Source organism: Streptomyces sp. NRRL S-455, from assembly GCF_000717875.1.
Classification (GTDB): domain Bacteria; phylum Actinomycetota; class Actinomycetes; order Streptomycetales; family Streptomycetaceae; genus Streptomyces.
Map to the genome: position 1 here is coordinate 291,107 of NZ_JOCT01000013.1, position 21,238 is coordinate 312,344.

The 21,238-nt window shown below is 71.1% G+C and carries 16 protein-coding genes and 1 rRNA gene; 8 read left to right on the plus strand and 9 right to left on the minus strand.

Annotated features, from left to right (window positions below; translation table 11 throughout):
* Window positions 1–208: 208 nt before the first annotated feature.
* The gene (locus tag IE97_RS0119730; protein ID WP_030242009.1) at window positions 209–952 is read left to right on the plus strand and encodes an Rv3235 family protein; all 744 of its coding nucleotides are present in this window, start codon (window positions 209–211) and stop codon (window positions 950–952) included.
* Window positions 953–1,026: 74 nt separating this feature from the next.
* Here IE97_RS0119730 and secA read toward each other — a convergent pair whose 3' ends face one another.
* Window positions 1,027–3,873, minus strand: coding sequence for a preprotein translocase subunit SecA (secA, locus tag IE97_RS0119735; protein ID WP_030242012.1), 2,847 nt, complete (start codon window positions 3,871–3,873; stop codon window positions 1,027–1,029).
* 280 nt (window positions 3,874–4,153) lie between these two features.
* Between secA and IE97_RS0119740 the strand changes: the two genes are divergently transcribed.
* Both IE97_RS0119740 and IE97_RS0119745 read left to right on the plus strand, forming a co-directional pair.
* A complete protein-coding gene (locus IE97_RS0119740) occupies window positions 4,154–4,723 on the plus strand; it encodes a GNAT family N-acetyltransferase (protein WP_030242014.1) in 570 nt (189 codons plus the stop codon).
* Between the two features lie 215 nt (window positions 4,724–4,938).
* The gene (locus tag IE97_RS0119745) at window positions 4,939–6,111 is read left to right on the plus strand and encodes a winged helix-turn-helix domain-containing protein (RefSeq protein ID WP_030242017.1); all 1,173 of its coding nucleotides are present in this window, start codon (window positions 4,939–4,941) and stop codon (window positions 6,109–6,111) included.
* Window positions 6,112–6,130: 19 nt separating this feature from the next.
* Here the strand turns inward: IE97_RS0119745 and IE97_RS0119750 are convergent, their stop codons facing one another.
* The 7 genes from IE97_RS0119750 to mtnA form a co-directional block, all read right to left on the minus strand.
* Window positions 6,131–6,880 carry a response regulator gene (locus IE97_RS0119750; protein ID WP_030242021.1) on the minus strand — a complete coding sequence of 250 codons (750 nt, stop codon included), beginning with the start codon at window positions 6,878–6,880 and terminating at the stop codon, window positions 6,131–6,133.
* A 208-nt stretch (window positions 6,881–7,088) separates the two neighbouring features.
* On the minus strand, window positions 7,089–7,790 hold the full coding sequence (gene hpf, locus IE97_RS0119755; RefSeq protein WP_030242024.1) for a ribosome hibernation-promoting factor, HPF/YfiA family: 702 nt from the start codon (window positions 7,788–7,790) through the stop codon (window positions 7,089–7,091).
* A 313-nt stretch (window positions 7,791–8,103) separates the two neighbouring features.
* Complete coding sequence (locus IE97_RS0119765; RefSeq protein ID WP_030242027.1) at window positions 8,104–8,982, minus strand: ComF family protein; 879 nt, start codon at window positions 8,980–8,982, stop codon at window positions 8,104–8,106.
* 178 nt (window positions 8,983–9,160) lie between these two features.
* Entirely contained in the window at window positions 9,161–10,987 is a 1,827-nt protein-coding gene (locus IE97_RS0119770; RefSeq protein ID WP_030242030.1) for an LpqB family beta-propeller domain-containing protein, read from the minus strand.
* On the minus strand, window positions 10,977–13,280 hold the full coding sequence (gene mtrB, locus IE97_RS0119775) for an MtrAB system histidine kinase MtrB (protein ID WP_234331834.1): 2,304 nt from the start codon (window positions 13,278–13,280) through the stop codon (window positions 10,977–10,979). The genes IE97_RS0119770 and mtrB overlap by 11 nt, the downstream gene beginning before the upstream one ends.
* Before the next feature lies 1 nt (window position 13,281).
* Window positions 13,282–13,971, minus strand: coding sequence for a two-component system response regulator MtrA (gene mtrA, locus IE97_RS0119780; RefSeq protein WP_199807011.1), 690 nt, complete (start codon window positions 13,969–13,971; stop codon window positions 13,282–13,284).
* 206 nt (window positions 13,972–14,177) lie between these two features.
* Window positions 14,178–15,326, minus strand: coding sequence for an S-methyl-5-thioribose-1-phosphate isomerase (mtnA, locus tag IE97_RS0119785; protein WP_030242035.1), 1,149 nt, complete (start codon window positions 15,324–15,326; stop codon window positions 14,178–14,180).
* A gap of 140 nt (window positions 15,327–15,466) precedes the next feature.
* Between mtnA and IE97_RS0119790 the strand changes: the two genes are divergently transcribed.
* Genes IE97_RS0119790 through IE97_RS0119810 form a run of 5 tightly spaced genes read left to right on the plus strand, consistent with a single transcriptional unit; the run spans window position 15,467 to window position 21,083 of the window.
* On the plus strand, window positions 15,467–16,813 hold the full coding sequence (locus IE97_RS0119790; RefSeq protein ID WP_030242036.1) for a glycerophosphoryl diester phosphodiesterase membrane domain-containing protein: 1,347 nt from the start codon (window positions 15,467–15,469) through the stop codon (window positions 16,811–16,813).
* Between the two features lie 4 nt (window positions 16,814–16,817).
* The gene (locus IE97_RS0119795; protein WP_030242039.1) at window positions 16,818–17,588 is read left to right on the plus strand and encodes a DUF4129 domain-containing protein; all 771 of its coding nucleotides are present in this window, start codon (window positions 16,818–16,820) and stop codon (window positions 17,586–17,588) included.
* Entirely contained in the window at window positions 17,585–18,784 is a 1,200-nt protein-coding gene (locus IE97_RS0119800; RefSeq protein WP_030242041.1) for a DUF4350 domain-containing protein, read from the plus strand. The genes IE97_RS0119795 and IE97_RS0119800 overlap by 4 nt, the downstream gene beginning before the upstream one ends.
* Window positions 18,784–19,773 (plus strand): AAA family ATPase, encoded by a 990-nt coding sequence (locus tag IE97_RS0119805; protein ID WP_106975386.1) that lies wholly within the window; start codon window positions 18,784–18,786, stop codon window positions 19,771–19,773. Before IE97_RS0119800 ends, IE97_RS0119805 begins: the two co-directional genes overlap by 1 nt.
* The gene (locus tag IE97_RS0119810) at window positions 19,773–21,083 is read left to right on the plus strand and encodes a DUF58 domain-containing protein (RefSeq protein WP_030242048.1); all 1,311 of its coding nucleotides are present in this window, start codon (window positions 19,773–19,775) and stop codon (window positions 21,081–21,083) included. The genes IE97_RS0119805 and IE97_RS0119810 overlap by 1 nt, the downstream gene beginning before the upstream one ends.
* 74 nt (window positions 21,084–21,157) lie before the next feature.
* Here the strand turns inward: IE97_RS0119810 and rrf are convergent.
* A 5S ribosomal RNA gene (gene rrf / locus IE97_RS0119815) occupies window positions 21,158–21,238 on the minus strand; the annotation flags it as partial.

Consider the following 21,238-nt stretch of genomic DNA (forward strand, 5'->3'; position numbering starts at 1 on the left):
CGGACGCGTCCACCCCGGGCCGGGAATTCACCCGGCACGCCCCTGCGCCCACGGCCTTGAAGCGCGCCACATCACCCGGATAAGTGAACCTCCCGGCGCCCCGACTCCGGTCCCCCGCTTCCTTGCCCCGGCCCCGGCTGTCCCCGTACAAGATCACCAACCCGAAGTTACTTGCCGGTATCCACCGGACCCACGAAACGGGGACCCCATGCACAAGGTCATGACCAGGGCACACCGCCTGCCCGCGCGCCGCGACCAGCGCACTCCCGGCACCACGACCCCACCGTCCCCGGGAGCCTCCGCATCCGCCGCGGCAACCAGCTCCCCACCGCGCGCCTCCGGCAGCACCGCCCCGCCCCGCATCCCGGGCGGAGGGCGCCGCACCCCGGCGGCCGACGGCCGTCCCCCGGCCTCCGGCCACGCCAAGCGCTCTCGGACCCGTCCTGCCGACACTCGCCCACCGACCCTCTCGGGCACCCGCCCAGCACCCCGCAGAACGGCGCACAGCAGCCACTCAGGGTCGGGGGAGACCGTCACCCCAGCATCCACACCGGCCTACCCGGATACGACCTCCCGCGTTCCTTCCCCCATCCCCCGCCGTCCGCTCCCCCGTCCCCTCCCCACCGACCTCTTCGCCGACCTCCTCCTCGCCGTGCTGAGCGGCCACCGGCCCGTCCACTCGATGCTCCGCCACACCCGGGGCCGTGCCTACGACGAACTGGCCTGGCTCGCCGAGCGCGGCCCCCTGCGCACCCGCGGCGCCCGCCCCGTCGTCCGCGACATCGGCTGGTGCGAACCGCGCCCCGGTGCCATCGAGGCGTTCGCCCGCATCGGAGCGGGCGACCGGCTCCGCGCCATGGCCTTCCGCCTGGAACTCGGCCAGGACCTTCGCTGGCGCTGCACGGCGGTGGAACTCGGCGGCCCCCGCCCACCCCGCGCCGAGGCCGACTGACGCCACCCCACGACGAAGGGCCGGACACCCTGAGGTGCCCGGCCCTTCAAGCCGCTACGGTGCCGCGACCTCCGTCACTTCTTGCGGCGACCCCGGCTCCGCGCCTGCTTCCGGCGCTCGGCGCGCGTGAGGCCGTCGGCCTCGGAACGCACCGGCTCGCCGTCCTCGGTGAAGTCGCCCTCGATCGTGCCGCCCTCACCGTCGACGGTCGGCGCGGAGAAGTGGAGGTTGCGCCGCTGCGGGACGTCGAGGCCCTTGGCGCGGATCTCCGGGCGGGCGCCTGCCTGCGCCGGCACCGCGTCATGCTTCTCCAGGTCGGCCACCGGCTTGGCGTCCTCGACCGGGACCTCCTCGACCTGCTGCTCGACCTGGACCTCCAGGTTGAACAGGTAGCCGACGGACTCCTCCTTGATGCCCTCCATCATCGCGGTGAACATGTCGAAGCCCTCGCGCTGGTACTCGACCAGCGGGTCCTTCTGCGCCATCGCGCGCAGGCCGATGCCCTCCTGGAGGTAGTCCATCTCGTAGAGGTGCTCGCGCCACTTGCGGTCGAGGACCGACAGCACGACCCGGCGCTCCAGCTCACGCATGATCTCGGAGCCGAGCTGCGCCTCACGCGCCTGGTACTGCTCGTGGATGTCGTCCTTGATGGAGTCGCCGATGAACTCGGCGGTCAGACCGGCCCGGTCGCCGGCCGCCTCCTCCAGCTCCTCGACCGTGACGTTGCACGGGTAGAGCTGCTTGAAGGCACCCCACAGCCGGTCGAGGTCCCAGTCCTCGGGGAAGCCCTCGGCGGTCTCGGCCTGGACGTAGGCGTCGATGGTGTCGTCCATGAAGTGCTGCACCTGCTCGTGCAGGTCCTCGCCCTCAAGGACGCGGCGCCGCTCGCCGTAGATGACCTCGCGCTGGCGGTTGAGGACCTCGTCGTACTTCAGGACGTTCTTACGGGTCTCGAAGTTCTGCTGCTCGACCTGCGACTGGGCGGAGGCGATCGCGCGCGTGACCATCTTGTTCTCGATCGGCACGTCGTCCGGGACGTTTGCCATGGACATCACGCGCTCGACCATCTGGGCCTTGAACAGCCGCATCAGGTCATCGCCGAGGGAGAGGTAGAAGCGGGACTCGCCGGGGTCGCCCTGACGGCCGGAACGACCGCGCAGCTGGTTGTCGATGCGCCGCGACTCGTGCCGTTCGGTGCCCAGCACATAGAGCCCGCCGAGCCTCTCGACCTCCTCCTTCTCGGCCTGGACGGCCTTCTCGGCCCGCTCGAGCGCCTCGGGCAGGGCGTGCGCCCACTCCTCGATGTGCTCCTCTGGGTCGAGGCCGCGCTGCCGCAGCTCCGCCTCGGCGAGGTCCTCGGGGTTGCCGCCGAGCTTGATGTCCGTACCACGGCCGGCCATGTTCGTGGCCACGGTGACCGCGCCCTTGCGGCCGGCCTGGGCGACGATCGTCGCCTCCCGGTCGTGCTGCTTGGCGTTGAGCACCTCGTGCTGGATGCCGCGCTTGCTGAGCTGCTGCGAGAGGTACTCGGACTTCTCGACCGAGGTGGTGCCGACGAGGATCGGCTGGCCCTTGCGGTGCTTCTCCTCGATGTCGTCGACGACCGCCTCGAACTTGGCGACCTCGGTCCGGTAGATCAGGTCCGACTGGTCCTTGCGGACCATCGGCCGGTTGGTCGGGATCGGCACCACGCCGAGCTTGTAGATCTGGTGGAACTCGGCGGCCTCGGTCATGGCCGTACCGGTCATGCCGCACAGACCCGGCTGTTCCTTGCCGTTGTGGTCGTGGCGCTTGTAGAGGCGGAAGAAGTTCTGGAGGGTGATCGTGGCGAGCGTCTGGTTCTCGTCCTTGATCGGCACCCCTTCCTTCGCCTCGATCGCCTGGTGCATGCCCTCGTTGTAACGGCGGCCGGCGAGGATACGTCCGGTGTGCTCGTCGACGATCATGACCTCGTCGTCGATGATGACGTAGTCCTTGTCCTTCTTGAAAAGCTCCTTGGCCTTGATGGCGTTGTTCAGGTAGCCCACCAGCGGCGTGTTCACCGACTCGTAGAGGTTGTCGATGCCCAGCCAGTCCTCGACCTTGCTGACGCCGGACTCGTGGATGGCGACCGTGCGCTTCTTCTCGTCGACGTCGTAGTCGCCGGTCTCCTCGATGCCCTTGAGCGGCTGGCCGGCCTCGCCGCGCTTGAGGCGCTTGACCAGCTTGGCGAAGTCCCCGTACCACTTGGTGGCCTGGTCGGCCGGGCCGGAGATGATCAGCGGCGTACGGGCCTCGTCGATGAGGATGGAGTCGACCTCGTCGACGATGGCGAAGTTGTGGCCGCGCTGGACGAGCTCGTCCTGGGACCAGGCCATGTTGTCGCGCAGGTAGTCGAAGCCGAACTCGTTGTTCGTGCCGTACGTGATGTCGCAGGCGTACTGCTCGCGGCGCTGAGCCGGCGTCATGTTGGCGAGGATGCAGCCGACGCTCAGACCCAGGAAGCGGTGGACGCGGCCCATCATCTCGGAGTCGCGCTCGGCCAGGTAGTCGTTGACCGTGATGATGTGGACGCCCTTGCCGGACAGGGCGTTCAGATACGCCGGCAGCGTGCCGACGAGGGTCTTGCCCTCACCGGTCTTCATCTCGGCGACGTATCCCATGTGCAGGGCGGCGCCGCCCATCATCTGCACGTCGTAGTGCCGCTGGCCGAGGACGCGCTTGGCGGCCTCGCGCACGGTGGCGAACGCCTCGGGCAGCAGGTCGTCCAGCGGCTCTCCGTCGGCGTACCGCTGCTTGTACTCATCGGTGAGGGCACGCAGCTCGGCGTCGGAGAGGTCGACGAAGTCCTCTTCGATGGAGTTGACCTGGTCCGCGATGCGGTGCAGCTTGCGCAGGATCTTGCCTTCGCCTGCACGCATGATCTTCGAGAGGACGGACACGGGGGTTGGTCTCCTTGCCGGTCGGGCCTGGGACGGTCGGTTACCACTTGACTTACTGAGCAACGGCCATCGTATGCGAGGACACCACCGCGCCGGGAGGGCCTGCCGCGACGGCGACCGTCCGCTGCTTCGTTTCTCTTTCACACTGCTTCAAAGGGAACAACGTCGGGGCCCTTCGGATAGTGCCGCATCCCCGGACCGATTCACGCGAAGCGTGACCGTCCCCTCACTCACGGCAAACAGATGGTGCCCCGCCGGGACCTCCGAGCAGAATCGGCCGATGGACCCCGTCACACTGACCACGGACCGCCTTCTGCTGCGCACGGTCGGCCCCCAGGACACCGACGCGGTGTACGACGCCTGCCAGGACCCGGACATCCAGCGCTGGACCCTCATCCCCTCTCCCTACCTCCGCGAGCACGCCGAGTCGTTCACGGAACAGATGGCCCCCGACGGCTGGGCCGACGGATCCATGTTCACCTTCGGCGTCTTCCTCCGCTCCGGGGAACTCGCCGGCATGCTCGGTATCACCATGCGCGCCCTGAGCACGGGTGAGATCGGCTTCTGGGCCACGAAGCGGCACCGCTCCAACGGCTACATCACGGAAGCCGCCCTCACCGCCTGCCGCTGGGCCTTCGTCCACGCGGCGATCGACCGTGTCGAATGGCGTGCCGAGGTGGGGAACCGGGCCTCCCTCGCGGTCGCGGAACGAGTCGGCTTCACGATCGAAGGCACCCTGCGCTCCGCGACCACTCACAACGGCATCCGCCGAGACACCTGGATAGGCTCCCTCCTCCCCTCCGACCTGGCCCTACCCTCCACGTCCCCGTACCTGCCTGCGCCGTCATAGCTGCGGGCACCTACCTAGCTGCGGGCAGTCGTGCCGCTGGGGCGATGGGGGCCCCTGCTCGAGCGAAGCCGAGAGCTTGGGGGAGGGTGGGCGCAGCGGCACCTCGAACCGCCGACTTGCGCACCGCCCGCCCTCAGCACCAAGGCCGAGCAAGAAAACAAGCAAACTCACAGCTCACGCCGTACTGTCAGTCCCACCCCCTATCGTGCGGACCCATGACCACCCCGCGCCCCACAGCAGAACTCTCCGCAGACGAGGCCCGCAGAATGGCGCTCCGCGCCCAAGGCTTCCTCGGCGCCCCCGAGCGCCGCTCCGGCGTACGCGGCATCCTCCGTCACCTGGGCGCGATACAGCTCGACACGATCTCGGTCCTGGCCCGCTCCCATGAACTCGTCCCGTACGCCCGCCTCGGCGCGGTAGGCCGGAAAACAGTCGAGAACGCGTACTGGAAGGACACGCACGCCTTCGAGTACTGGTCCCACGCCGCCTGCATCCTCCCCATCGAGGAGTGGCCGCACTTCGCCTTCCGCCGCCGCGCCTACCGCAACCGCCCGCACTGGAACCACGAGCTCCCGGACGGCGCCTACGACCAGGTCATCAAACAGCTGCGCTCCGAAGGGCCCCTCACCGCGACGGAGTTGGGCGGCGCGAAGAAGACGAACGACTGGTGGGACTGGTCCGGCTCGAAGGTCGCGGTCGAACGCGCCCTGATGTACGGCGAGGTGGTCTGCGTGGAGCGCCGCGGGTGGAAGCGCGTCTACGACCTCGCCGAGCGCGCGATCCCGGACACCCTGTTGCACGACGAGCTGGACGACACCGAGTGTGTGCGCCGCCTGGTCCGCCTGGCAGGCCAGTCCCTCGGCGTCGGTACCCGGGCGGACATCGCCGACTACCACCGCCTCAAGGGCGATCAGGTCGACGCGGTGATCGCCGACTCAGGGCTCGTCCCGGTCACGGTCGAGGGCTGGGGCAAGCCCGCCTGGGCCGACCCCGCGGCCCTGGAGACGCCCCCGCGCGGCCGCCATCGCACCACCCTCCTGTCGCCCTTCGACTCCCTGATCTGGGAGCGGGCCCGCACGGAGCGGATCTTCGGTTTCACGCACCGCCTGGAGGCCTACGTCCCCAAACCGAAGCGGGTGCACGGCTACTTCGCGATGCCGGTGCTGGCCGGCGGCCGGCTCGTCGGCCGTGTGGACCCGGCCCGCGAGGGCCGCACACTGGTGGCCAAGCAGGTCACGCTCGACGGTCTGAAGGCCGTTCCAGCCGTCGCCCGGGCCTTGACCGAGGCGGCGACCTGGGTGGACTGCACGGACGTCCGCGTGGAACGGGTCGACGCACCGGATCTGCACGAGCCCCTGGTGAGGGAACTCGCCCGGACGACCGCCTGACGGCCGGACCGCCTGACCGTCAGCGGATCTCGAGGATCTTCTCCCGCATCGCGTAGACCACCGCTTCCATCCTGGAGTGCAGCTGCAGCTTCTCCAGGATGTTGCGCACGTGGTTCTTCACGGTGTTCTCGGAGATGAACAACTCCTTGGCGATGTCGCGGTTGTTCTTGCCCGTCGCGACGAGCTTGAGGACTTCCAGTTCGCGGTCCGTCAGCCGAGGCGCGGGCACCAGCCGGCGCTCGTCCGTGCGCTGGATCATCGACTTGAACTCGGTGAGCAGCTTCGACGCCATGGACGGGCTGATCTGCGACTGCCCGTCGGCGACCGCTCGGATGGCCGTGGCCACCTCGTCCGTGGAGATCTCCTTGAGGAGGTAGCCGGTCGCGCCCGCCTTGATCGCGTCGTAGAGGTCGGCTTCCTCGTCGCTGATCGTCAGCATGATGATCTTGGCACTGGGCGCCACCTCCTTGATGGAGGTACAGGCCTCGATCCCGCCGCGCTTGGGCATCCGCACGTCCATCAGGACGATGTCGGGCAGCAGGTCGGCGGCCTTCTCGACAGCCTCCGCACCGTCCCCGGCCTCCCCGACGACCTGGATGTCCTCCTCGGCCGCGAGCACGATCTCCAGGCCACGACGGAACAGGGCGTGGTCGTCCACCACGAGGACTCTGATCGGTTCCTTGCGTGGAGTCTCCGTGTCCGGGCCCATGCCGACGACGCCGTCGTCGGCATCCTCGTCACGCATCGGTCCGAAGCTGTCCGCCGCCATCGTTCCTCCCCCTGAAGGCTGTGGCCTGTGGTGGTCCTGAGCCATCGCCAACCCAGAGCAACGACCCACCCGTTGGGTCGTTGCCACCATGATTTCATGCCCGGACGGCGCCGGGGCGACAGAACGGGGCGCGCAGTGGTCGCACAGGGGTGCCCCTGGGGGCGCACACGCGCTCCAGGGGCACCTGCTCCGCTGTCACCCGGCACGGTCAGCCGCCGAGCGCACCGCCCGCCTCGGGGGAGTGCGTCTGGGTGACCATCGTGTCCGTGCTGAGGTGGATCACGCCGTAGTCGTAGGCGTGCCGTCGGTAGACGACACTCGGTTCCTTGGTCTCGGAGTCGACGAACAGGTAGAAGTCGTGCCCGACCAGCTCCATCTCGTAGAGAGCCTGGTCGAGGGTCATGGGCGCTGCGACGTGGGTCTTCTCGCGGACGACGATGGGGCCGTCACCCTGCACCTCCAGCGAGCCGATCTTCTTCGTGGGGACGGCTGCCTCGGGCTCCTCCTCCGGTGGAGCCGTCGCCAGGCCGTTCCCGTTGAGCGTGGCCACGCCCGGGACGTGGTCGGCGACTTCGGCGGCCGAGATCCGGCGCGCGCCACGGCGCGAGAACCGCTTGTCGTGTTGCCTGCGCAGCCGGGCTTCCAGCTTTTCCGCCGCCAGGTCGAGCGCCGCGTACGGATCGCTCGCCGCCGCCTCCGCCCGGATCACCGGACCACGGGAGCGGAGCGTGATCTCCACTCGGTCACAGCGGTCGGCCTGCCGCGGGTTGGGCTCCTTGGACACCTCGACGTCGAGGCTGATCACCTTGCCATCGAGCTTCTGGATCTTCTCCAGCTTCAGCTTCTCGGCCACGTGCTTCCGGAACCGCTCAGGCACCTCGGTCTTGCGGCCCTTGACGACGATGTCCACGCAGAACTCCGTTCCCGGATCACTCCGCTTCGGTGCGGAGCGTCTCCCTTTTGCACCAGGTTCCGGTGAGCCCCGGAACCTCGGACTCGGTGACTTCCACCTCCTCCCCCGTGGACGAGATCTCCACTCCACCGTCGCGAGTGATGAAGAAAAACCCGCAGCACGGCATTCGGATTCGAGAGGTGTGTGGCCTGCGGCTTTCCCTCTCAACCGAACATATCTCGCCCGGACGGATGTCGTCACCCTCTACCGCGGCGTACCTCCGTTCAGGTGAATAGGCCCTCTCGTTACCTGCAACGACGCAAGATCTCAGTCAGTTCCGGTTTATTTCGAAAGAGTCCGGCGAAGCCGCGACCACAGCCGCGCCCACCACATCAACGACTCCGCCGACGCCAACCGCGCCCGCGATTACCCGCCGACCGGGCCGACCGGCCGTCCTCTCTCGCCTTGATCCGACGTTCTGTTCCTCTCTGCTTTCCCGCGTCTCTCCCTCGTACACGGCCTCGGTTCCCACAGCGTTCGAAACCAGCCCCGCCGCCCGCACGGCCCGCGCGGCCTCCGCCATGGACGCCCCCGTGGTCATCACGTCGTCGACCAGGACGACCGGCCCCTCGGTGAGCAGCCGGGCACCGCCGGGCGCCACCGTCAGCGCGCCGGCGAGATTCTCCAGTCGCTGCCGGGAGTTGAGCTCCGCCTGGTCCGCCACGGCCCGCCGCTGCCGCAACACGCCGAGCACCCGGGCCGGAATCCCGCTCCGCCTCAGCTCCCCCGCCGCCGCGAGCGCGATCCGCCGCACGGGGTCATGCCCTCGGGCCCGCACGGCCCGCCGCCCGGACGGCACGGGCACGAGCAGCACGGGAGCCCCGCCACCGTGGATCCACGGCTGCTCGCCCCCGGCCCGGTGAAGCCCCGCCCGCACCGCTCCCGCCAGCGCCACCCCGAGCGGGCCCGCGAGCGCCAGAGCGCCTCGTTCCTTGTGGGCCAGTAACGTCGCCCGCGCCTCGTCCGCGTACCGAGCCGCCGCGTGCACCACGGGCAGCCCGGCCGGCTCCGGCACCGGCCGCACCCGGCTCGCCGCGGCTCCGCTCAGCACCGCACGGCACTCCTGGCACAGCACCGCACGGGTCCTCCCACAGCCCCCGCACTCGGCCGGCAGCACCAGGTCGGTGAGGTCCTGCCACCACCCCCGCATGGCCACCACTGTGCCCACGGCGCCGCCACCCCGCCACCCCTGTGGACAACGGCCTGTGGACAACTCATTGCTGGGCTGACCATGCCTCCCTCACACGAGTGACAGCCCACGGAGGCGCCGCGTCAGAAGCGTCCGCTGCACACGCGCACCCCGAGCCTTGCCACGGGGCCGCGACACCTCACCCCGGATAGACCGGCGCCGTCCCCTCCGTCACCTTCTGCCACTGCGCGCCCGACGGCAGCCGGACGATCCCGTCCACCGAGTACGCCACCAGCGGCAGCCGGTCGTCCTCGGCGGCGGTGACGTCCTTCACGCCGGTCAGAGCCGCGGGCGCCGGCACGTCCGGCGTGGAGCCGTCGACCTGGACGTATCGCATCTGTTCCACGCCGCCGTGCTCCCGTCCCACCACCACGAGCCGGCTGTCCCCGGCCCACGACATGGCGGTGACCTCCTCGAGCTCCGGTGTCGCGGAGCGCAGTTCCACCACCCTGACGGTCTGCTCGCCCGGCTTCCCCTCCCGCTCGATCAGCCCGATGAGCAGGGTCTTCTTGCCGCCCTTCTCCACCACAAGCGCGATCCGCACCCCGTCGGCGGCCACCCGCACGGCCTGGATCCGCCCGTCCAGGTGCGGTGTGCGCACCTCCAGCGGATCGCCCTTGCCCTCCTCGAGCAGGAGCAGCCGGGGGTTGTCCCGGTCACGGTCGGCGACCCACAGGCCGTCCTGCGCGTCCCAGCTCGGCGTCGTCAGCCTGTCCTGCTCGGTCCGGCCCTGGCTGCGCAGCACCGGCTCGCCCAGCGAACCGCCCGAGACCAGCGACCCCACGTACAGCGACCTGCCGTCGAGGCCGACACCGGCCGCGGTGCGCTCGTCCCGCGACACCGCCACCGAGCGCAGTGCCGTGTCACCCTCGCCCAGCGCTCCCGGCGCCGGGTCGGGCTCGGTGTCGCTGCTGCCCGCGGGGATCCGTACCAGCCGGTGCTTGGCGTCGGCGAAGTACAGGTAGTCGGGGCCGCGCACCGTGCTCCGGAAGGCCGCCGCATCGGCCACGTCCTGCGTGAGCGAGCACAGTTCCCGCCCTTCCGCCTGCAGCTCGACCTCGTCCACCGCGGGGCTGAGGTTCTGCAGCGTGAACAGCAGCTGTGCCGCCATCTCCTGGCACCGGTTGGTGCCGATGCCCGCGGCCTTGCCGTTGAGCGGAACCGTCAGCTTGTTCCGGTCGTCGGGCGTCAGCACGCCGACGCCCTTGGCCAGCGCCGTACCGGTCGGGAAGCTCGACCTGACCACCGGTCCGAGCCACCGCGTCGGCCCGGTCAGCAGGGAGCGCACCATCTGCGTCGTGGGTTCGACCCGCCGGCGGACGTAGACGGGGTCGGCGACCGCGGTGGGCGGCGCATCCCCGGCCGCCTCGGTGTTCGAAGCGAAGTAGTACTTGTTGACGGACATGTAATTGCGCTGGAAGTCCGACTGCCCCATCACGACGCCCTGCGGCAGCGCGTCGATCCGCCACTGCCGCTTCTCGTCCTGCGTCAGGTGCACGGTCCTGCCGTACGCCCCCGTCGCCGGCGCGTACGCCTGCTGCGCGTCGACGGTGGCCACCTTGGTGCCGGTGAGGGTGTACGTGATCTCGCCGGTCTCCTCCCGGCCGCCGCTCGTGCCCTCGGCCTTGGCGCCCGGCCCGTCCGTCAGCACGGTGGTGGACACCTCCGGCCGCCAGGTCTTCGCGGCCTCGCCGGTCAGGTACTGGCGCGCCGTCTTATAGTGCGGATCGTCGCTGGTGAGCGCCTCGAGGAAGCCCTGCACGATCTCCGAGGGCGCCGCGTCCTCGCCGGGCGGCACGGCGAAAACCCGCACCTGGGTGTCCTGGCGGGGCGTGGACTCCACACCCCGCAGGTCCCCGCTGTCCGGCATCGAGGCACATCCCGCCAGCAACAGGACGCCACCGGCGGCGTACACCATGACACGGGCGGGCATACGCCGGCCGCGCCCCTCGCGGTCAGCGCCCACGAGATGCCTCCCCTTGCCTGTCGACGTCCCCCGGCTCGGCGTCCCCCGGCTCGGCGTCCCGGCCCGGTGCACCGGTTCCGTTGTCCCTGTCCGCACCCCGCTGCCCCCGTGCACCCTGATCCCGTGCGGCCCCGGTCTGACCGCCTCCCTCGCCGTTGTCGGCGGAGCCCGCCGGACCGCCCGCCGTGCCGTCGTCGAACGCGTCTGCTGGAGCGTCCGCCGCACCGTTGCGAGCCGCGCCTGCCGCACCACCCACACCCTGGCCCTGAGCCGGCTGCTTCCCCGCCCCCGGGTCCTCGGCCCGTCGCGGGCCCGTGCCGGGGGCGGGCCGGGGCACGACGCGCGCGCCGTTGCCGGGCAGCGCCGTGGGGTCGGCCGTGGGCGGCGCGGTGGCCGCCCGTGGAGGTATCGGGTCCCGGCCGGGTCCGGCCGCACCCGGCCCGTTCGCGGACTGTGCCGGCACGGTCGCCCGCTTCTGGCCGTCCCCGCCGCCGGACGGCAGGCCGGCGTCGTCGAGTCCGCGGTTGCGCCGCGAGTCCTTCGGCTCCAGCGGTATCGGCGAACCCCGCAGCGGCTCGTCCGCGGTCCTGGGCAGCGTCAGCCGGAACTGCGAGCCGCCGCCCGGCTCGCCCCACGCCTGCAGCCAGCCGCCGTGCAGCCGCGCGTCCTCCAGGGCGATGGACAGCCCCAGGCCCGTGCCACCCGTGGTCCGTGCGCGCGCCGGGTCGGCCCGCCAGAAGCGGCTGAACACTCGCGTCGCCTCACCCGGCTTGAGCCCGACCCCGTAGTCCCGCACCGCGACCGCGACCGCGCCACCGGCCGCGGCCAGCTTGACGACGACGTCCCTGCCCTCACCGTGCTCGACGGCGTTGACGACGAGGTTGCGCAGCACGCGCTCCACCCGCCGGGCGTCGGCCTCGGCGACAACGGGTTGCTGGTCGCCGAGGACGCGGATCTGCGTGCCCTTGCGCTCCGCGAGCGGCTCGGCGCCGCTGACCACCCGCCGTACGACGTCCCTGAGGTCTATCGGCTCCGCCTCCAGCGCCGCGGCACCCGCGTCGAACCGGCTGATCTCCAGCAGGTCCGCGAGCAGCGACTCGAACCGGTCCAGCTGGTCGGTGAGCAGCTCCGCCGACCGCGCGGTCACCGGGTCGAAGTCCTCGCGCGCCTCGTGGATGACGTCCGCGGCCATGCGCACGGTCGTCAGCGGCGTGCGCAGCTCGTGCGACACGTCCGACACGAACCGGCGCTGCATCCGCGACAGGTCCTCCAACTGGCTGATCTTGAGCTGGAGGTTCTGGGCCATCTTGTTGAAAGCCTCGCCGAGCCGCGCGATGTCGTCCTCGCCGGTGACCTTCATACGTTCCTGCAGCCGCCCCGCGGACAGCCGCTCAGCGATCCCCGCCGCCATCCGCACCGGCGTGACCACCTGGCGCACCACGAGCCAGGCGATGGCCCCGAGCAGGACGACGACGAACAGCCCGGCCGTCGCCAGGGTCCCCTTGACCAGGCTCAGCGACTTCTCCTCCTGGGTGAGCGGGAAGAGGTAGTAGAGCTGGTAAGGGTCTCCGTTGGGGTCGTTGACCTGCTTGCCGATGACCAGGCCCGGCTGGGATTCCTTGCTGTCGCTGTTGTAGATGATGCGGGTGTAACTCTGAGCGGCCGTCGTACTGCTGCCGACCCGCTCACGCAGGGCGGCGGGCACGCTCGTGCTCCAGTCCACCTCACCGGAGGCGCGCGGTCCGCGGCCGCCGGCGCCGTTCGTGTCGGAAGCCGGGAGCGTGACCACGTCGAAGGCACCCTGGCCGCCACTGGACAGCGAGGAGACCAGATCGCTCATCCACTGGATGACGTTCTGCGCGGGGCGGCCGTCCGCCGTGGCGACGTCGTCACCGGTGCCGCTCGCCGCCTCGTCGGCCCGCTGCTTGGCCACCGCGAATCCGCCCGTGGCCTGGCTCTGGGACGCCTTCACCTTGGCGTCCAGCAGCCCGTTGCGCACCTGCCCGATGACGACGAAGCCCAGCAGCAGGACCACGCCCAGCGACATCAGCAGCGTCGTGGCGACGACCTTGAGCTGGATGTTGCGCCGCCACAACCGCATGACGGGCAGCAACGGCCGGCGCACCCACCGCATGAACAGACGGATGACCGGACTGCCCTGGACCCCGCCCTGGAGCAGCAGCCCACTCTCCAGGAACCGTCCCCAGCGGGACCCTGGCTTCTTCCGCCCGACAGGCCGCCCCGGGCGGGCCCCGGACCGGCCGGGCGCCGAAGCGGCACTGTCGCCGGACATGTCAGCTCGGTCCTGCCTTGTATCCGACACCGCGGACGGTCACCACGATCTCCGGCTTCTCCGGGTCCTTCTCGACCTTGGAGCGCAGCCGCTGCACGTGGACGTTGACCAGCCGCGTGTCCGCCGCGTGCCGGTAGCCCCACACCTGTTCCAGCAGCACCTCGCGCGTGAACACCTGCCACGGCTTGCGCGCGAGCGCGACCAGCAGGTCGAACTCCAGCGGCGTCAGCGCGATCGACTGCCCGTCCCGCTTCACGGAGTGCCCGGCCACGTCGATGACCAGATCACCGATGGCGAGCTGCTCCGGAGCAGGCTCCTCCGACCTCCGCAGCCGCGCCCGGATCCGGGCCACCAGCTCCTTCGGCTTGAACGGCTTCACGATGTAGTCGTCGGCACCCGACTCCAGGCCCACGACGACGTCGACCGTGTCGCTCTTCGCGGTGAGCATCACGATCGGCACCCCGGACTCCCCCCTGATCAGACGGCACACCTCGATGCCGTCCCGGCCGGGCAGCATCAGGTCGAGCAGCACCAGATCGGGCTTGGACTCGCGAAAGGCGGCCAGCGCCTTGTCGCCGTCGGCCACGAAAGACGGCTCGAAACCCTCACCACGCAGCACGATGCCGAGCATCTCGGCAAGTGCGGTGTCGTCGTCGACGACAAGGACTCGTCCCTTCATAAACGACATCATCCCATTCTCATAACAGTGGCGAAGGCAGTGGTGAGGTAGGTCACCGGCCAGTGACCATAGTCGCAGCAAGCGCTACTGTCTGCCCTCGTCCGCCCACTGTTGATCTATCGACGCACGAACGGCGAGGCCCCACCCCACGCACCAGCGGAAGGGTGCCGGAGCCCGGCCGGGCCGCCCCGTACCGCACTCCGGCAGCCGCCCGGCTCTCAGCCCGCCGCCACCCGCGGCGACCGGGCACACACCTCGGCGAGCGCCTCTGCGGTCACGGGGGAAACGACTCCCTCCTCCGTCACGATCGCCGTCACCAGCTCCGGCGGGGTCACGTCGAACGCCGGGTTGTACGCCGTGGTCCCCAGCGGCGCCACCGGAATACCGCCACCCGCCTCCGCACCGGCCACCGGCGCCTGCGGCGCCACCAGCTCGGTCACCTCATGCCCGGCGCGCTGCTCGACCTCGATGGACGCCCCGTCCGGCGTGTCCAGATCCACCGTCGTCACCGGCGCCACCACGACGAACGGCACGTGGTGGTAGCGAGCCAGCACCGCCAGCGGATAGCTCCCGACCTTGTTCGCCACCGAGCCGTCCGCCGTGATCCGGTCCGCCCCGATCAGCACCGCGTCCACATCCCCCGCAGCGAACAGCGACCCGGCGGCGTTGTCGGTGAGCAGCGTGTACGCCATCCCGCTGCGCGCCGCCTCGTACGCCGTCAGGCGGGCGCCCTGCAGCAACGGACGCGTCTCATCCACCCACAGACGCCGGAGCCGGCCGGCACGGTGCGCGGCGAGCCCCACAGCGAAGGCCGTCCCCTCCCCGCCCGACACCAGCGAACCGGTGTTGCAGTGGGTGAGGATCCGGTACCCGCCGCCGGGCAGCAACTCGTCCAGCAGCGCCAGACCGTGCTCGGCCATCCGCGCACTGGCCTCGGCGTCCTCCCGGTGCAGCTGCCGCGCCGCCGCCAGCGCCGCCGCTGCCGCCTGCCTCACGTCACCGCCCTTGGCCAAGGCAGCCTCGTAGGCCACCTGCGCCCGGCGCACACCGACCGCCAGGTTCACCGCGGTCGGCCTGGCACTCGCCAGCGCGGCCGCCGCCTCGTCCACGTCGAAGCCCCGCACGGCGGCGAGCGCGACACCGTACGCCCCCGCGATGCCGAGCAGCGGTGCCCCGCGCACGGCGAGCGAGCGGATCGCCTCCACGAGCGCCGACGCGTCCGTACAGACCAGTTCGACCTCCTCGGCGGGCAGCCTCGTCTGGTCGAGCAGGACCAGAACCGGGCCTTCCGGTGGCTCTTCCCAACGGATCGCCGGGATCTCCGTCGGCCGCTTGTCATCGCCGCTGTACGCGTACTGATCAGCCATGCGGCCAGTCTGCCCCCAACGGAGCGGACAATTGAAGGTACGCAGCCCATACCGCGGCCGGTCACTCCAAGACCACCCCATGGCACGATGGCTGCCAACCTGCCGCCGCGACCGCGGACGGGCACCGTGAAGGAGCGACGATGAACGACACTCCGGGCTGGGCCTCGCCCGGATCCGCCCCGTCCGACGGGCAGAAGCCTGACGCGTCCGGCGCTGCCGAGCCCGCTGACCGTCCCGGCCCCGCGGACCAGCCGGGCCAGGCCGGTCAGGCACCCCAGGACCCCGGCTCGCAGTGGTCCAAGGAACAGCCGCCACCGGCCCAGTGGTCCGCGCCCGGCGGACAGGCCGGCCCAGGCCAGGCTCCCCCACCCCCGCCCCCCGGGCCGGGCTGGGGCACCCAGCCCCCCGGCGGCCCCGCAGGCCATGGCGGGTACCCGGGCCCGGGCGGCCCCGGCAGCTACGGCGGCTGGGGAAGCGGCTGGGGCGGCCCCCCGCCCGCGGCCAAGCCCGGCGTCATCCCCCTCCGCCCGCTCGGCGTGGGCGAGATCCTCGACGGCGCTGTCTCCACCATGCGCACCTACTGGCGCACGGTCCTCGGCATCTCCCTGACGGTCGCGGTCCTCACCGAGGTCATCGTCGTACTGTTCCAAGGCCTCGTCCTGGACGACTCCAGCACCCAGGCCCTCAACGACCCGAGCGCCACCCTCAGCGAGCTGAGCCGCGCCATGGGCGACGCCATGCTCAACTCCACCGTCGTCTTCGTGATCTCCCTGGTCGGCACGGTCATCGCGACCGCGCTGCTCACCACCGTCACCAGCCGCGCCGTGCTCGGCAAGCCGGTCACCATCGGCGAGGCCTGGCGGGACGCCCGCCCTCAGGTCGTCAAACTCTTCGGCCTCATCTGCCTGTTGCTGCTCATCACCGCCGGCATCGTCACCGTGGGCGCCGTTCCCGGCATCCTCGTCTCCGTCGCCGGGAGCACCGGGCCTGGCATCGCCCTCACCGTCCTGGGCATCATCGGCGCCGGGATCGTCGCCCTGTGGCTGATGATCCGCTTCTCCCTGGCCTCGCCCGCCCTGATGCTGGAGAAGCAGGGCATCAAGAAGGCGATGAGCCGCTCCGCGAAGCTGGTCCGGGGCACCTGGTGGCGGATCTTCGGCATCCAACTGCTCGCCACGATCATCGCGAACGTCGTCGCCTCGATCATCGTCATCCCCTTCACCTTCCTCGCCGGGGCCCTCAGCGGCGACGGCATCACCGGCTGGCTCAACTCCGGGGTCGGCAGCCTCGGCTGGACCTTCCTCATCGTCAGCGGCATCGGCGCGGTGATCGGCTCCATGATCACCTTCCCGATCACTGCGGGCGTCACCGTGCTCCTCTACATCGACCAGCGCATCCGCCGCGAGGCCCTCGACCTCGAACTGGCCCGCGCCGCCGGTCTCCAGGGCCACGGCTCCACCGCCCCCGGCGCCACCGCGGGGAGCTGATGCGGTGAGCTGGGCGGGGGAAGTTCTCACACTGGCGCTGCCACGCACCGCCATACGCACGCTGCTGCGTGCCGGCGACACCGCCGTGCTGTCGTCGGCGCGCTCCACCGACGAGCCGCCCCTCACCACCCCACGCGACCCGGCGCAGGAGGCGGCCAGGCGCGAACTGTCGAAGCGGATGTACCACGAGAACGACCCCAGCCTCTTCCAGCGCGCCCTCGACGCCTTCTGGGACTGGCTCGACAGACTCTTCAGCGCCGCCTCGACCGCCACGCCCGGCGGCACGCTGGGCCTGGTCGTCATCATCCTGGCCGTCGTCGCGCTCGTGGCCGCCCTGTGGTGGCGTCTGGGCACCCCGCGCCGCCGGCCCACCTCCTCGGCCGCCCTGTTCGACGACCGCCCTCGCAGCGCCACCGACCACCGCTCCGCCGCCGAGGCACACGCCGCCCAGGGCCACTGGAACCAGGCCGTCCAGGAACGCATGCGAGCCCTCGTCCGTGCCCTGGAGGAACGCGCCCTCCTCGACGTCCGCCCCGGCCGCACCGCCGACGAGGCCACCGCCGAAGCCGGCCGCGCCCTCCCCGCCCACGCAGACCGGCTGCGCGCCGCCGCCCGCGACTTCGACGACGTGACGTACGGCGGCCGGACCGCGACCGAACAGTCGTACCACCGCATCGCCGAACTCGACCGCGACCTGGAACGCACCAAGCCCCAGCTCGCCACCGGGAGCGCCCAGAGCACGGCCCCCAACACCCGCCAGGGAGCCGCCGAATGACCACCGAGGCCACGCTCCCGTCCACCTCGGCCTCGCCCACCGCACGCCAGGTCTGGACCCGCGCGCGCGGTATCGCGCTCGCCCTCGTGGTGCTCCTCACGGGAGCCATCACCATCGCCGTGCTCCGCTCCGACGCCCGGCACGGCGAACTCGACCCGCGCTCCGCCGACCCGGGCGGCAGCCGCGCGATCGCCGAACTCCTCGCCGACCGGGGCGTGGACACCCGCGTGGTCACCACCCTGGACGAGGCAGCCACCGCGGCCGGTCCGGACACGACCCTCCTCATCGCCGTCCCCGACCTGCTGACCCGAAGTCAGCAGTCCCGTCTGCACGACGCGTTCGCCGGCTCCGGTGGCCGCACCGTCCTCGTCGCCTCCGGCAGCGCCTCCGTCGAACGGCTCGCCCCCGGCGTCACCGCCGACCCCGCCACCAGCCTCGACTCGACACTCTCCCCCGCCTGCGACCTGCCCGCGGCACGCCGCGCCGGCACCGCCGAAACGGGCGGCGTCCGCTACACCACCACCCACCTCGACGCCGACGAGTGCTACCCCAGCGAGCGCCTGGCCACCCTGCTGCGCATCCCGGCCGAAACCGGAGACGGCGACACCGTCGTCATCGGCGCCCCCGACATCCTCCTCAACAACCGCCTCGACAAGCAGGGCAACGCCTCGCTCGCCCTCCAACTCCTCGGCTCCCGCCCCCATCTGGTCTGGTACCTCCCCTCGCTTTCCGACACGTCGGCCACCGACACCGACGACGAACGCGGCTTCTTCGACCTGCTCCCCTCGGGCTGGCTCTGGGGCACCCTGCAGCTCTTCATCGCCGCAGCTCTGGCGGCCCTGTGGCGGGCACGCCGACTCGGCCCCCTCGTGCCCGAAAAACTCCCCGTCGCGATCCGCGCCTCCGAAACCGCCGAAGGCCGCGCCCGCCTCTACCGCAAGGCCGACGCCCGCGACCGCGCCGCGAGCGCTCTTCGCTCCACCACCCGCACCCGCCTCGCCCCCCTCGCAGGCGTCCCCGTCCCCCAGGCCCACACGCCTGAGGCCCTGCTCCCCGCCCTGTCCTCCCACCTCCACGACGGCGAGGGACAGGACCTGCACACACTCCTCTTCGGGCCACCGCCCAGCGACGACGCAGCACTCATCGCACTCGCCGACCAACTCGACGCCCTCGAAAGAGAGGTACGCCGTCCATGATGGACCCGACCACTGACAACGCCGGGCACACCGGGGACCCGGGCACCACCCGAGCCTCCCTGGAGGCCCTGCGCGCCGAGATCGCCAAGGCCGTGGTCGGCCAGGACCCCGCCGTCACCGGCCTCGTCGTCGCCCTGCTCTGCCGCGGCCACGTCCTCCTCGAAGGCGTCCCCGGCGTCGCCAAGACCCTCCTGGTCCGCGCCCTCGCCTCCGCCCTCGAACTCGACACCAAGCGCGTCCAGTTCACCCCCGACCTGATGCCCAGCGACGTCACCGGTTCCCTGGTCTACGACACCCGCACCGCCGAGTTCTCCTTCCAGCCCGGCCCGGTCTTCACCAACCTCCTCCTCGCCGACGAGATCAACCGCACTCCCCCCAAGACCCAGTCGTCCCTCCTGGAAGCCATGGAGGAACGCCAGGTCACCGTCGACGGCACGCCCCGCCCCCTCCCCGACCCGTTCCTGGTCGCGGCGACCCAGAACCCGGTCGAGTACGAGGGCACCTACCCCCTCCCCGAAGCCCAACTGGACCGCTTCCTCCTCAAACTCACCATCCCCCTGCCCTCCCGCCAGGACGAGATCAACGTCCTCACCCGCCACGCAGAAGGCTTCGACCCACGCGACCTCCACGCCGCCGGCGTGCGCCCCGTGGCGGGCTCGGCCGACCTGGCGGCAGCCCGCGCCGCAGTCGCCAAGACGACGGTCTCCCCGGAGATCACCGCCTACGTCGTCGACATCTGCCGCGCCACCCGCGAGTCGCCGTCCCTCACCCTCGGCGTCTCGCCCCGGGGCGCCACGGCCCTCCTGGCCACCGCCCGCGCCTGGGCCTGGCTGACCGGCCGCGACTACGTCATCCCTGACGACGTGAAGGCCCTGGCCCTCCCCACCCTCCGCCACCGCGTCCAACTCCGCCCGGAGGCAGAAATGGAAGGCGTGACAGCCGACTCCGTCATCAACGCGATCCTCGCCCACGTCCCCGTCCCCCGCTGATGGCACTCACCGGACGCGCCGCCCTCCTCGCGGCCCTGGGTTCCCTCCCCGTCGGCATCTGGGACCCCAGCTGGACGGGCATCCTGGCCGTCAACGCACCCCTGGCCGTGGCCTGCGCCTGCGACTTCGCACTGGCCGCACCGGTAGGACGCCTGGGCCTGACCCGCTCCGGCGACACGTCCGTACGTCTGGGCGACACGGCGGACGTGACCCTCACGATCACCAACCCGTCCCGGCGGCCCCTTCGCGCCCGCCTTCGCGACGCCTGGCCCCCCAGCAGCTGGCGGCCAGGCACGGAAACGGCGGCCTCCCGCCACCGCCTCACGGTTCCTGCGGGCGAACGCCGACGCGTGACAACCCGTCTGCGCCCCACACGCCGAGGCGACCGCCAGGCCGACCGGATCACCATCCGCTCGTACGGCCCTCTCGGCCTGTTCTCCCGCCAGGGCACCCACAGAGTCCCCTGGACGGTACGCGTCCTGCCCCCGTTCACCAGCCGCAAGCACCTGCCCTCAAAACTGGCCCGCCTGCGTGAACTGGACGGCCGCACCAGCGTGCTCACCCGCGGCGAGGGCACCGAGTTCGACAGCCTGCGTGAGTACATCCCCGGCGACGACACCCGCTCCATCGACTGGCGCGCGACAGCCCGCCAGTCCGCTGTGGCGGTACGCACCTGGCGCCCGGAACGCGACCGCCACATCCTCCTGATCCTCGACACCGGCCGCACCTCGGCAGGCCGCGTGGGCGACACACCCCGCCTTGATGCCTCGATGGACGCGGCCCTGCTCCTGGCAGCCCTCGCCTCCCGCGCCGGCGACCGCGTGGACCTCCTCGCCTACGACCGGAAGACCCGCGCCCTTGTCCAGGGCCGCACCGCAGGCGACTTGCTCCCCTCTCTGGTGAGCGCGATGGCCACGCTCGAACCCGAGCTCGTCGAGACGGACGCGCGAGGCCTCACGGCCACAGCCCTGCGCACGTCCCCCCGCCGTTCCCTGATCGTCTTCCTGAGCACGTTGGACGCGGCCCCGGTCGAGGAAGGCCTTCTGCCTGTCCTGTCCCAGCTCACCCAGCGCCACACGGTCCTGCTGGCAGCGGTGGCAGACCCGCACATCGCGGACATGGCCAAAGCGCGCGGAAACGTCGACGCCGTCTACGAGGCAGCCGCAGCCGCCCAGGCCCAGTCCGAACGCCACCGCACGGCAGAACAACTCCGCCGTCACGGCGTCACGGTCGTCGATGCCACACCGGACGATCTGGCACCGGCTCTGGCGGACGCGTACTTGGCGTTGAAGGCAGCTGGACGCCTCTGACACCGGCCCCCGAAAGGGGGCCCGGAAAACAGAAAACCCCCGCATCCGAAGATGCGGGGGTTTTCCCAATAATTGTTCGGCGGCGTCCTACTCTCCCACAGGGTCCCCCCTGCAGTACCATCGGCGCTGTAAGGCTTAGCTTCCGGGTTCGGAAT